Genomic DNA, 12,488 nt, shown 5'->3' with positions numbered 1-12,488 from the left:
GAAATAAAAAAAGGCTGATGCTACTTAGCATCAGCCTTTGTTGTATTACTAGAACGTTATTTCGCTATAGTCTTATAGAGACTCAGTGAATGTACGTGCGATTACGTCAGCTTGTTGCTCTGCAGTTAGAGAGTTGAAGCGAACAGCGTAACCAGATACACGGATTGTTAGCTGAGGGTATTTCTCTGGGTGCTTAACTGCGTCTTCTAGAGTTTCACGGTTAAGAACGTTCACGTTTAGGTGTTGGCCACCTTCGATACCCGCTTCGTGGTGGAAGTAACCATCCATCAGACCAGCAAGGTTAGCGCGTTGTGAACCCTCATCTTTACCTAGTGCGTTAGGTACGATAGAGAATGTGTAAGAGATACCATCTTGTGCGTCAGCAAACGGCAGTTTAGCAACTGAAGTTAGTGATGCTACAGCACCTTTCTCGTCACGACCGTGCATTGGGTTTGCACCTGGAGCAAATGGAGCACCAGCACGACGACCGTCAGGCGTGTTACCAGTTTTCTTACCGTAAACCACGTTTGAAGTGATAGTAAGAATTGACTGAGTAGGGATTGCATCACGGTAAGTCTTAAGCTTACGGATTTTGCCCATAAATACAGAAACAAGTTCACATGCAATGTCATCAACGCGTGGGTCGTTGTTACCGAATTTAGGGTAATCGCCTTCGATTTCGAAGTCGATTGCTAGACCGTCTTCGTCACGAATTGGCTTAACTTTTGCGTATTTAATTGCAGATAGTGAGTCAGCTGCAACAGATAGACCAGCAATACCACAAGCCATAGTACGCTTAACGTCACGGTCGTGTAGAGCCATTAGCGCCGCTTCGTAGCTGTACTTATCGTGCATGAAGTGGATAGCGTTTAGTGCAGTCACATATTGTTTCGCTAGCCAATCCATGAAGTGGTCCATTTTCTCCCACAGTTCATCGTAGTTAAGAACATCGCCTTCGATCTTAGGCATTTGCGGGCCAACTTGGATTTTTAGCTTCTCATCCACACCACCGTTGATGGTGTAAAGCATTGTTTTCGCAAGGTTCGCACGAGCACCGAAGAACTGCATTTGCTTACCAACAACCATTGGAGATACACAACATGCGATCGCGTAGTCGTCGGAGTTCATGTCTGGACGCATTAAGTCGTCATTTTCGTACTGAATAGAAGAAGTATCGATAGATACTTTCGCACAGAACTTCTTGAAGCCTTCAGGTAGTTGCTCAGACCAAAGAACAGTGATGTTTGGCTCTGGAGAAGGACCCATAGTGTATAGTGAGTTTAGGAAACGGAAGTTTGTACGAGTAACTAGCGTACGACCGTCAAGACCCATACCCCCCATAGACTCAGTTGCCCAGATAGGGTCGCCAGAGAATAGATCATCGTACTCAGGAGTACGTAGGAAACGAACCATACGTAGTTTCATTACGAAGTGGTCGATCATTTCCTGAGCTTGTTCTTCAGTTAGCTTACCAGCCGCGATATCACGTTCGATGAAGATGTCTAGGAATGTAGAAGTACGACCTAGAGACATAGCCGCACCGTTTTGAGATTTAACAGCAGCTAGGTAACCGAAGTAAGTCCACTGAATAGCTTCTTGCGCAGTTTCAGCAGGACGAGAAATATCACAACCGTATTTTGCAGCCATTTCTTTGATTTGACCTAGAGCACGGTGTTGCTCTGCGATCTCTTCACGAAGCTGCATTGTCATTTGTAGGTCTTCGCCGTTCTCAAAACGCTCTTGTAGAGAAGAGAACTGCGCGAATTTATCCTTCATTAGGAAGTCAATACCGTATAGAGCAACACGACGGTAGTCACCGATGATACGACCACGACCGTATGCATCTGGAAGACCAGTCAGTACGCCAGATTTACGACACGCCATGATTTGAGGAGTGTAGATATCGAAAACGCCTTGGTTGTGAGTTTTACGGTATTCTGTGTAGATTTTTTTAACTTGTGGGTCTAGCTCGCGGTCGTAGGCTTTGCATGAACCTTCAACCATGCGGATACCACCGTTAGGGATGATCGCACGTTTTAGAGGAGCGTCAGTTTGAAGACCTACGATAGTTTCTAGGTCTTTTTCGATGTAGCCTGCATCGTGAGCAGTGATGGTAGAGATAACTGAAGTATCAAAATCAACAGGAGCGTGAGTCGCGTTCTCTTGTTTGATGCCTTCCATTACCTTAGCCCAAAGCTTGTTAGTCGCTTCAGTACCTTCAGAAACTAGGAAAGATTCGTCGCCTTCGTACGGAGTGTAGTTCTTCTGAATGAAATCACGAACGTTTACTTCGTTTTGCCAGTCGCCTGCAGCAAAACCTTCCCAAGCTTTAGCAAATTGCTCTGCCATGACATACCTACCTTTTTAGTAGAAAAAAATACGTACTGCTTCGCCGTTGAGCCAGCTATCCCCAGATAAAAGAGGGGAACAGTACACTCTTATGAATAACAATATTTATAGTCTTAAATTTACGTATTCGATTTACAAAACTATAAATATTGTCACTAGTTTTAACGTTTCTCTTTTTAAGCAACAGTTAGAGGTTAAACTAAAATTTTTTTGCAAACCTTAAACTAAATCAATAAATCCTCAAAAATCTCGATAAAAATGGGGTAGCGACGAGCGCTACCCACAAATTTCTGGACTGCTAGCTTATAGCCAAGCTTGGATGCCATACTGGCCTTCAAGCATACCAACTGCAAGCATAGCAACTAAACAGATAACAAGTACGCTTACTGGGATCACAATCTTGTCTACAAATGATAGGCGAGACGCGCGCTCTTTATCTCCAATTAAACCGTTGTTATCTAAAAGCATAGTTAGTGCCCAAGCTAGAACTGGGTTAACAACGGCAGAACCAAAGATACAGATACCTGCTGCTTGTGAGTCTTTCGAGTCCTTCACCATCTGCATGCCAGCTTCAAGCAGTGGTAGAGATACACCAACGAGAAGAGCAACGCGCATAACTGGAGGCCATACTGCAACGTCCATAGGAAAACCAAGGATTGCAACAATAATACATAGAGAGCCTAGTAAGATGGCACCAGCAGGAATAGGGCGTTTCGCGATTGCAGCAGGGATCATGTAAGTCCCCCAAGATGATGTGATGTTACCACCACCCACTGCAGTACCGACCATTTGGCGAACGGAACACATTGTCATTGTGTCATCAACGTCCATCAGCACTTTCTCACTCTTACGTGGGTAGTTCATCTCTTGGAAGATACGGTGACCCAAGAAGTCAGGTGACCACATTGCTACCGCAAGAATGGCGAATGGTAGTGAAGCGATGAAGTGTTCCATATTAGGAAGACCAAGCATCCAACCTTCTTCTGTTGAACCCCACCAGTAGATTGGATTTAGGTTTGGAAGGCCTGTCTCGGTTACGAATTTAATATCGAAGCCTGCGCCAAGAGCAAGTGCGATTGCAAGGCCAGTGAAGGCACAAACAGGGATCGCTAGCCAGCGTTTGTTCACTTTAGCAAGGAACGCGTATAAGCCAATGGTAACCGCAAGAACAATTAGACCGATGTAACCCATGCTACCAGCGGCAACCGTATCGGATTGCAAACCAACAGCCCAAGCTTGAATAGAGTTAATTTGGCTCATGGTTCCGGTTAAACCTAAGAAAATAAGAAGGCCACCAGCCGTACCTTCAGAGGTGAGGTTAACCAGTTTTGACCCACCTTTTAAGAGGCTCAAAATCAAACCAAACACACCAATGAGAATTGCTAATGCAAGAGGATGAGCACCAGCAAGAGCGATGGTACCAATAAGAGGGATCATTGGGCCGTGGTTGCCTGCTAGGTTGGCTTTAGGGTTAATAAAACCAGAGGCAAGTACACAGAAAAGAAGTGCAGGGATGAGCATTTCTACACGCGCAACTTCGATAGCAAAGTCCTTGCCTAAGTTTACGTGGTCCCATGCTGCAGTAAGACCTTCAGCCCAAGACATCATTACCGCAGAGTACATTGCGATAATACCGATAGTACCAGCAAGCGCTGGAACAAGGTCTTCAAGCTCAAAGCGGAAGTCACGACCTGGCAAGTTCAAGCCAAAACGACGTGGCTTCATAATTTGTAGTTCGTGGTCTAGGTAGTCTGAACGGCTTGCGAACTCAGATGCTGGACGATGAAGCTCACGGTAGCTCTTGGTCTCGATATCTGAATCAGAGTGCGTTTTGTTAACTGCGTCTGACATAGATTCCTCATATATTTAAAAGTTATGAATTCTTCATTCAATTGTGTTAATCCGCATCCTGCGGCACGCTTATGCTAGCTATTGTTAGATTTGTTACACGTCGACACTGTGCCTAAGCATAGCTAATAACTTATTGTGTTGAGGCACAAAAAAAGCCTCATCTTTTGGCAGGAGTCTAGCAAGATAGCCATTTAGGGTGATTGATTTAGATCACTTTAAGAATGGTTGTGAAATAAAACTACAGAAAGTTTCTGGCATGCGAATGAGATGCGGAGATCTTGTGTAATTTCATTACACAAGTTGCATAAAATTAGAACTTTTTGTCCTTTTGCACGAGATGCAGATTAAATGTCAATATTCACGGTGATTATATAAAGCTGGCTTTATTCTTGCTTTGGACAGAGCAAAGACAATTTTTTGGCTAATCATTGCCGCTCAGTTTAGGAAAAAGACATGAAACAGCTTAAAGTACTGCCACTAGTGGCAATCATCTCAGGGTTAATGGTCGGTTGCGGCGGCGGTGGCGGCGGTGGCGGTGGTGCAGCGCCGAAAACTGCCTTTACTTTTGATTTTGCTATACCAGCAACAATGACTGAAAGTGAAGCAACTACGAAAGGTTGTACTGTATATGACCACAAAACTGAGCTGAACGGCGATAAAACGGTTTTAACCTATAGTGCAGCGTCAAAAGAGCAAGTGACCAACTATGTTATCGGTTACTACTCTGATGCCGATGGCAAAAGATCCGGAGACATTATCAAACCTACCACTGATAACTTTAAGTTTTATCTTGAAGATATCCCTGACGGCGGCTTTGTAACGTTTCAAGCAATAGAATTTAACGGCAAAGAAGCTCGCGTAAACACGTTTTCAAAAGAGTTCTTGCAAGATAAGAAACTACGTAATGCTACTTTTGCACTAAACCGAGACTCTTTGAACAAATGCTTTACTGGCGGTAACTTAGCAAGCAATAAGTTTACTAACTTAGATTACCGAAACGCTGAATCAGGTGGCGGAGATTACAACTTTGTCTCGCAAACCGATATTTTCACGTCTCCGAACCCTGATATGTTGCCTACTGATGAACTGATGGGGCTTAAAGGTGAACCAACGGCATTGTTTCAGTATGAATCAGGTTCAAGCGACAAAGCGCTTTACCAGTATGGTATTGGTTCGTGGGGAACTGGTGAGATAGCCTTAGTTAGAGCGGATAATACGTCAAACATTTATTCGTCTTCTGACTATACTTACGACTCGCTCAACATTGGCTTTGTTACTAACGGCTTTGCATATGACGCGTTGAAGCTGGATAAAACGGCCGTTGAATATAATCGCCCTAGTGCAACGAATAAAGAAACTTGGGTATACATGGCGTTCTCAGAGAATCAAGTTAATGGTTGGGAGTCTCTACTTAACGAAACGATCTCTGACGGATGGGATATTGACGTTGATCCGAGTGCTTACTTAAATATTGATAACCTGCCGAACACAAAACCAAGTGTATCAACGCAAGGAAGTGCAGAGTCCGTGATTGATCTGGACATGGGCTTAACATCGTCTACTGAAGGCTTTACTCGTGTCGCTTACTTTGCAACTTCAGGCGACTACAGGGTCACACATCGCATTTTCACAACAAGTGATAGTGATTCTGTTGTTGTTCCAGAATTGCATTACTACAACTTCCCAACATCGGCCGTTAACGGTTTGAAAGTTTCAGCTTCGGACGATTTTAATCGCACTGCTTTGGTAGTGAATGAAGATAGTAATATTGATTCTAAAGTTTTCATGAGCTTCTTCTCCAATGGTGAAGCGTCAGAGCCTGAACTAGATGAAGACCTAGATGGCATCATTACTTCTGAAAAAGAAGGCTTAGAAAATGAGGTGACATTACGTACTTCAAACTCGTTGGTAGTCAGTCGTTTTAATTAATTCATTGCGACCTCGAATAGGTTTCAATTAACACTTTTGTAAATTTACTAAGCCCCTTTGAAAGGGGCTTTTTTATATTTAATATTCAACTTTTGAAGAATATGTTGCTATATATTGCATATTAATTTGTCTATAGTATCTTTCTATTCGAATTATTTAGGTTAATAATTTGTTGCAAGTTTCAAAGGGCGGTGCTAATTTGTTCCGAATTAGAGAGGGCGGAGTCCCTTAATTGCAGTGACAAAAACACAGGGAGTAGGGCGCATGAATGATGTACCAGCGCTAGATATAAAAGACCTGCACAAAACATTTGGACAAAATGAAGTTTTAAAAGGCATTTCACTTGCCGCGCACAAAGGAGATGTTATCTCCATCATTGGCTCTTCCGGCTCAGGTAAGAGTACCTTTCTCAGATGTATCAACTTGCTAGAAACGCCTACCGCGGGCGAAATTTGGGTAAATGGTGAATTAATCCAAATGAAGAACAACAGAGCAGGTGAATCTGTTCCTGCTAATGAAAAGCAAGTCCAACGTATTCGCTCACGCCTGGCAATGGTTTTCCAAGGTTTCAACCTCTGGTCTCACCTAACCGTACTAGAAAACGTGATTGAGGCGCCTGTTCATGTCTTAGGCGTGCCAAAAGCTCAAGCGATTGAAAATGCAGAAGTCTTGCTTAAGAAAGTAGGCTTGTATGAGCGTAAAGATTATTACCCTGGGCACTTATCTGGCGGCCAGCAGCAACGTGCAGCTATTGCCCGTGCGCTAGCAGTTGACCCAGAGGTGATGTTGTTTGACGAGCCAACTTCTGCGCTTGACCCAGAACTTGTAGGAGAAGTTCTGGGGGTAATGAGAGATTTGGCAGATGAAGGGCGAACTATGCTGGTGGTCACGCACGAAATGGCGTTTGCGCGTGACGTATCAAACCATGTGATGTTTTTACATCAAGGCTTAGTGGAAGAACAGGGAAATCCAGCTAAGCTATTTACAAACCCGGATTCAGAACGATTACAGCAGTTTATCTCATCCATTTACTAATATTTGTTAGGCGGCAGACTATTGCCTCCTAAGCCAACACAACAAACAAAACGAAATAAAATAGCAATCACAGGAGTATGGAAATGAAAAAGTGGTTATTAGCAGCAACGATTGCTGCAACGGCAGTATCAGGTGTTGCCCAAGCGAAAGAATGGAAAACAGTTCGCTTTGGTATCGAAGGTGCTTACCCTCCGTTTAGCTGGACAGAAACTGATGGCTCAATAAAAGGCTTTGACGTAGACATGGCAAATGCACTCTGTGAAGAGATGCAAGTGAAGTGCAAAATCGTCGCTCAAGATTGGGATGGTATTATTCCTTCTCTGCTTGCACGTAAGTACGATGCCATCATCGCAGCAATGTCTATCACTGAAGAGCGCAAGAAAAAAGTCGATTTCACTGGCAAGTACGCACAAATTCCAAATAAATTTATCGCTAAGAAAGGTGCGGGTCTAGATTTTGATAATCTTAAAGATGTCAAAATTGGCGTGCAACGTGCGACGACACATGACAAGTACTTAACTGACAACTACGGCGATGATGTTGAAATTGTGCGTTATGGCTCTTTTGATGAAGCGTATCTTGATCTAGAAAATGGTCGAATTGCTGCTGTTTTAGGTGATGCTTCTGCTCTAGAAGAGGGGGTGATCAACAAAGCAGGTGGCGAAGCTTATGAGTTTGTTGGACCATCGTTAACCGATCCAAAATGGTTTGGCGAAGGTATGGGTATCGCTGTTCGTAAACAAGACAAAGATCTAACGAAGAAACTCGACGCAGCAATTATTTCACTACGTGAGAAAGGTGTTTACCAAGAAATTGCTGGTAAATACTTTAACTACGATGTGTACGGTGAATAAACCGTAATTAAGCGACCGTTGGCTTGTTCCTAGAAGTAGTCAACGGTCGATTTTTTGAGTTTAGGGATTAGGAACTCACCTATGCTAGATTTACAAGGATACGAAGCTTCGATTTTGAAAGGAGCTTTAGTAACAATAGAAGTTGCAGTGCTTTCACTCATTCTCGCCATGGTCTTAGGCATGCTTGGCGCATTAGCTAAGTTAGCACCTTACAAATGGGCAAGGGCGATTGCCACTCTTTACACCACAGTCATTCGCGGCATTCCAGATTTGGTTCTGATGATGCTAATTTTCTTTGGTGGACAAATACTTTTAAATAACAGCCTTTACTCCATCAACGAAACGCTCAACGAGTGGTTTGCCTCGAGTGATCCAAACCATGAATGGACGTCTTACTTACCTGATTATATTGATGTCAGCCCATTTATAGCTGGTGTACTCACGATTGGTTTTATCTTTGGCGCCTACATGGCGGAGACTTTTCGTGGAGCGATCATGGCGGTGGACAAGGGTGAATTAGAAGCGGCGAAAGCTTATGGGATGAGTTCTGCTTTATCGTTTAGAAGAATCTTGCTTCCTCAGATGATTCGTCATGCATTACCTGGATTTGGTAATAACTGGTTAGTGTTACTTAAGACCACTGCGTTAGTTTCCATTATTGGTCTGGATGACATGGTGAGAATGAGCTCATTGGCAGCAGGTACGACCAAAATGCCGTTCACCTTTTACATGGCTGTCGCGCTCATCTTTCTATTTTTTACCAGCGTTTCGACCGGGCTACTCAAGCTTGTTGAGCGTAAGTTCAGTATTCATGCGAGGTAAGTTATGGACTTTTCTTTGATTATTGAAAGCTTTCCAACTTATCTTCAGGGACTTTGGACAACAGTTTGGTTAGTGGGATTAGCGTTGGTTATTGGCTTGTGTGTCTCTATCCCATTAGCCGTGGCACGCAATAGTACCAATTACGCTCTAAGCTTACCTTCTTGGGGATTCATTTACTTTTTCCGTGGAACGCCGCTATTGGTTCAGCTGTATTTGATTTACTACGGCATGGATCAGTTTTTCCCTGTGAAAGATACCTTATGGGAGAACGCTTGGTTCTGTGCTTTGGTCGCTTTTATTCTGAATACATCGGCTTACACCGCAGAAATTATTCGTGGTGCGATTAATGGTTTGCCGAAAGGTGAGGTGGAAGCTGCGAAAGCGTATGGCATGAGTAAGTTTATGACATACAGACGTATTATCTTGCCGAGTGCATTGCGTCGAGCATTACCAGCTTATTCAAACGAGGTCATATTTATGCTGCACGGAAGTGCAGTCGCGGGCATCGTTACCATCATGGATTTAACTGGTGCTGCGCGTCTAGTTAACTCGCGCTACTATGCACCATTTGAGTCTTTCCTGACGGCGGGGCTGTTCTACATGGCACTGACGTTTATGATTTTGTGGTGTTTCAAAGTGGCAGAGAGGCGTTTCTTAGCTTATCTACGTCCTTTAAGCTAATTATCAATAGAGGCAATAGCACCGGAATGGGTGCTATTGCTTTTGATAATTTTGTTATCTTCATTCCTATTTTTCCAGCCGATATAAAAGACTCTTTCTTATTATTCATTAACTTACATTAACATTCAGTAAACTCATTGTTTAGTAAGTAAAAATGAAAAAAACAATTCTATCGTTGGGCATTGCCGCCTTAGCCACAGGATGTGGTGGGGGAGAGGGAGAATCACAACCTAATGCTCAAGTAAAACCAACGCCAGCTCCAGTTCAACAAGCTCTGGAAACTGGTAATGCACTGCTCGTTTCTGACCCGAGCGATTTCATTCGTAAAAGTCATCAGGTTGTGGAAGCTCACAAGATGCAGTCGAATACGATCAAATCTGCAATTGCGAAAAGCCTTTCAGGTCTTTATTGGGATCCAACCCATGATGCCGCGATCTTGGCACCTCAGTATGGCTTCAACGACACCATCTTGATGACCAATAAGGCCATGGCAAGCGGTTACAAAGATCAAGCTCTGTCAATTGGCGTTGCCGGGGAAAAGTCTAATGGTCAACGTTACGCACTATTAGGTAGTAACCCATTTAGAACGGCACAACGTTTTCCCGACTCTTCCAACGCAGCGATGACGCAATGGTTAAGTAACCTGGTCACTTGGTTGTCGGGCGGAGTTACTTCAAACGTCGTCATCGCGCAAATGGATCAGTCTTATTACTTTCCGGATGAGCAAGCGACTCGGAATTGGCTGAAAGACAATGTTTCACAAGAGCTGGCGTTTAACGAGGCCAACCTATGCGATGGTTCGAAGCTACTTAGCTGCTTGCAAACCAATACTCCAAACTTATTGATCTTGTCACAGCATCTGCAATCTGGAGATACCAACAAACCAGTACTCGAAGCTTTGGAATACGCTGAGCAAGCCCAAATTCCTGTTCTATACCTGCATTGGGATGGAGGACTAACTGATCTTGGCCAAGACATTTTGGAAAAATTCCATGTTGATTATGTGGGAGATAACTATTGGCGTAAGTTAGGCTTGGTCGACTGGGAACCTTCATCGTTGATGAACGTTGTGCCGGACTCTGTCATCACACAACAAGCGCTGTTGTCTCGTTTTGAATCTCAAAATTTCAACGTTGACTTGTCAAAGTGTGATGACAAATCCTGCCCTGACACTGCGAATATGGACAGTCAATTTTATGCAGGGGCAAACAGCATTCGCCATTGGTTGCAAAAGCTTGATGAACAAAAAGTAGATTTGTTTAATCAAAACGGCTACCAATACGAAAAACTCATGGTATTGCTGGCTGATCATTATCGTCAAACGGTTGTCTTCCCGATGGACAAACAATCAACCCAAACGACCGAATTCCTAAAGTCGTACTTTGCCGATTACGTGCAATACAACAGCCGAAGCGTAAACCCAAAACAACCAAATATGGGGAACTTCAGCCGTAGTGAGTTTAGCCCTGACATAAAGAGAATCAGTGCAACGATTAATATGGAATCAAAGCGTAACTTCCGTTCGGCTGGTGTGTATGCGCTTCCTGGGGAAACCTTTACGGTTAAACGTAATGACAGCAATGATGTGGCGACTAAGATTGTCATCAACACTTTAAGAAGTGGTGCAACTCATGAGTTCAGCAAAGATGGATACACGCGACCAAAACTGCTGACTTCATTCGGCTATGAAGTAAAGCCGGGTGAAACCATCACGCTGACTTCTCCTTATGGTGGTCCAGTACAGGTTCACTTTGACAAAAATGATGTTCCGGTTGAACTGAAATTTAATCATGTGGCACAGCATCCAGTTTGGAGAAGTGAGAAGGACAACGACGCTTTTATTCAACAGTTAGAAGCCAATTTATTCGATTGGGCTGAGCTGATCACTCCTGGGTTTGAAGTACACTCAAAGCGCGACAAAATGTTGGAGTCGGTCAACGATGAAATGTGGTCTACCCCTTCGGAAATGGCGCTTGCAACAGAAGAATATGTTCACAACTACCCGCATGTGCTGGCAGGTTTCCAAGGGCCGGGCATAGATGAAGTGCCTGAAATTATTCAATACGCCCAAAACCAAGGTTGGGAAATCGCCAATATTGATATAGTGAAGCACATGAACGCTGACCAAGCGACGTGTGGTTATGGTTGTTCGGGTAACCCTTACGATGCTTACTGGTCATTCAGCCCACTCGGTCACGGTGATTTACATGAGCTTGGTCATGGTTTAGAAAAAGGTCGATTCCGATTTTCAGGCTGGGAAGGGCATTCAACGACCAATTACTACTCGTATTACAGTAAGTCTCGTTTCTTCCAGAATACGGGAAAAGTTTCAACTTGCCAAAGCTTGGATTTCAAAGGCCAGTTTGAATTATTGCAAGCTAGCCGAACTCAAGCGGATCCAAACGCATACATGGCTGCGCAAAATCAAACCAGTTGGAGTTGGGGCGCTCGTGTTTACATTCAAATGATGATGGCGGCGCAGCATGAAGGTGTGCTTAAAAATGGTTGGCATTTATTGGCGCGCTTGCACCTGATTGAACGTGAGTTTAACCGCTTAAAATCGGACGACGCGCTTTGGGATGAGAGACGATTGAGCATTGGTTTTGCCAACTACTCTCGGGAAGAAGCAAATAGCATCTCGAACAACGACTGGTTGCTTATTGCTCTGAGCTACATCTCTCAGCGAGATATGACTAGCTATCTCGATATGTGGGGGTTCTCGTTCACAGAAAAAGCGAAACAGCAGGTTGTGGCGCTGAATCTACCGCCGATGCCGCTCACTTACTTTGCAAGTAGTAATACAGGCTACTGTCTGAACGAATTTGCTCAAACACCGATAACTATTGATGGTCAAACGGTTTGGCCGCTAAATCAGTGATTAACTGGTAATTTGTATGAAAAGGGAGACTGAGTCTCCCTTTTTATTGGACTAAGCTTAGCGTTGAGTCTCGCTTATAGCTTTGCAAT

At 43.8% G+C, this 12,488-nt stretch carries 8 protein-coding genes; 6 read left to right on the top strand and 2 right to left on the bottom strand.

Going from position 1 to position 12,488, the window contains the following annotated elements; translation table 11 throughout:
• Positions 1 to 72 precede the first annotated feature (72 nt).
• Together pflB and R8O70_RS19060 are read right to left on the bottom strand one after the other, a co-directional pair.
• Positions 73 to 2,349 (bottom strand): formate C-acetyltransferase, encoded by a 2,277-nt coding sequence (gene pflB, locus R8O70_RS19065; RefSeq protein WP_005378442.1) that lies wholly within the window; start codon positions 2,347 to 2,349, stop codon positions 73 to 75.
• Between the two features lie 303 nt (positions 2,350 to 2,652).
• Entirely contained in the window at positions 2,653 to 4,200 is a 1,548-nt protein-coding gene (locus tag R8O70_RS19060) for a DUF3360 family protein (RefSeq protein WP_005378441.1), read from the bottom strand.
• 453 nt (positions 4,201 to 4,653) lie between these two features.
• Here R8O70_RS19060 and R8O70_RS19055 point away from each other — a divergent pair, with 453 nt between their 5' ends.
• From R8O70_RS19055 to R8O70_RS19030, 6 genes are all read left to right on the top strand, one after another.
• Positions 4,654 to 6,129, top strand: a complete 1,476-nt coding sequence (locus R8O70_RS19055; protein WP_017820023.1) for a hypothetical protein — start codon at positions 4,654 to 4,656, stop codon at positions 6,127 to 6,129.
• 264 nt (positions 6,130 to 6,393) lie between these two features.
• Entirely contained in the window at positions 6,394 to 7,164 is a 771-nt protein-coding gene (locus R8O70_RS19050) for an ABC transporter ATP-binding protein (RefSeq protein WP_005378438.1), read from the top strand.
• An 83-nt stretch (positions 7,165 to 7,247) separates the two neighbouring features.
• The gene (locus R8O70_RS19045) at positions 7,248 to 8,018 is read left to right on the top strand and encodes an ABC transporter substrate-binding protein (RefSeq protein ID WP_005378437.1); all 771 of its coding nucleotides are present in this window, start codon (positions 7,248 to 7,250) and stop codon (positions 8,016 to 8,018) included.
• Between the two features lie 81 nt (positions 8,019 to 8,099).
• Complete coding sequence (locus R8O70_RS19040; RefSeq protein ID WP_005378436.1) at positions 8,100 to 8,840, top strand: ABC transporter permease; 741 nt, start codon at positions 8,100 to 8,102, stop codon at positions 8,838 to 8,840.
• 3 nt (positions 8,841 to 8,843) lie between these two features.
• The gene (locus tag R8O70_RS19035) at positions 8,844 to 9,521 is read left to right on the top strand and encodes an ABC transporter permease (RefSeq protein ID WP_053303243.1); all 678 of its coding nucleotides are present in this window, start codon (positions 8,844 to 8,846) and stop codon (positions 9,519 to 9,521) included.
• A 154-nt stretch (positions 9,522 to 9,675) separates the two neighbouring features.
• Complete coding sequence (locus R8O70_RS19030) at positions 9,676 to 12,399, top strand: ImpA family metalloprotease (RefSeq protein ID WP_258480120.1); 2,724 nt, start codon at positions 9,676 to 9,678, stop codon at positions 12,397 to 12,399.
• Positions 12,400 to 12,488 lie beyond the last annotated feature (89 nt).

The sequence above is a fragment of the Vibrio sp. 779(2023) genome (genome assembly GCF_033344285.1).
Lineage (GTDB): Bacteria > Pseudomonadota > Gammaproteobacteria > Enterobacterales > Vibrionaceae > Vibrio > Vibrio alginolyticus.
Note: the sequence above shows the minus strand (reverse complement) of the source record. Positions and strands in the feature narration are given on the sequence as shown.

What these genes read in the sequence shown, in the direction of transcription:
- pflB (WP_005378442.1), bottom strand. Translation starts at nt 2,349, where the DNA reads ATGGCAGAGCAATTTGCTAAAGCTTGGGAAGGTTTTGCTGCAGGCGAC.
- R8O70_RS19060 (WP_005378441.1), bottom strand. Translation starts at nt 4,200, where the DNA reads ATGTCAGACGCAGTTAACAAAACGCACTCTGATTCAGATATCGAGACC.
- R8O70_RS19055 (WP_017820023.1), top strand. Translation starts at nt 4,654, where the DNA reads ATGAAACAGCTTAAAGTACTGCCACTAGTGGCAATCATCTCAGGGTTA.
- R8O70_RS19050 (WP_005378438.1), top strand. Translation starts at nt 6,394, where the DNA reads ATGAATGATGTACCAGCGCTAGATATAAAAGACCTGCACAAAACATTT.
- R8O70_RS19045 (WP_005378437.1), top strand. Translation starts at nt 7,248, where the DNA reads ATGAAAAAGTGGTTATTAGCAGCAACGATTGCTGCAACGGCAGTATCA.
- R8O70_RS19040 (WP_005378436.1), top strand. Translation starts at nt 8,100, where the DNA reads ATGCTAGATTTACAAGGATACGAAGCTTCGATTTTGAAAGGAGCTTTA.
- R8O70_RS19035 (WP_053303243.1), top strand. Translation starts at nt 8,844, where the DNA reads ATGGACTTTTCTTTGATTATTGAAAGCTTTCCAACTTATCTTCAGGGA.
- R8O70_RS19030 (WP_258480120.1), top strand. Translation starts at nt 9,676, where the DNA reads ATGAAAAAAACAATTCTATCGTTGGGCATTGCCGCCTTAGCCACAGGA.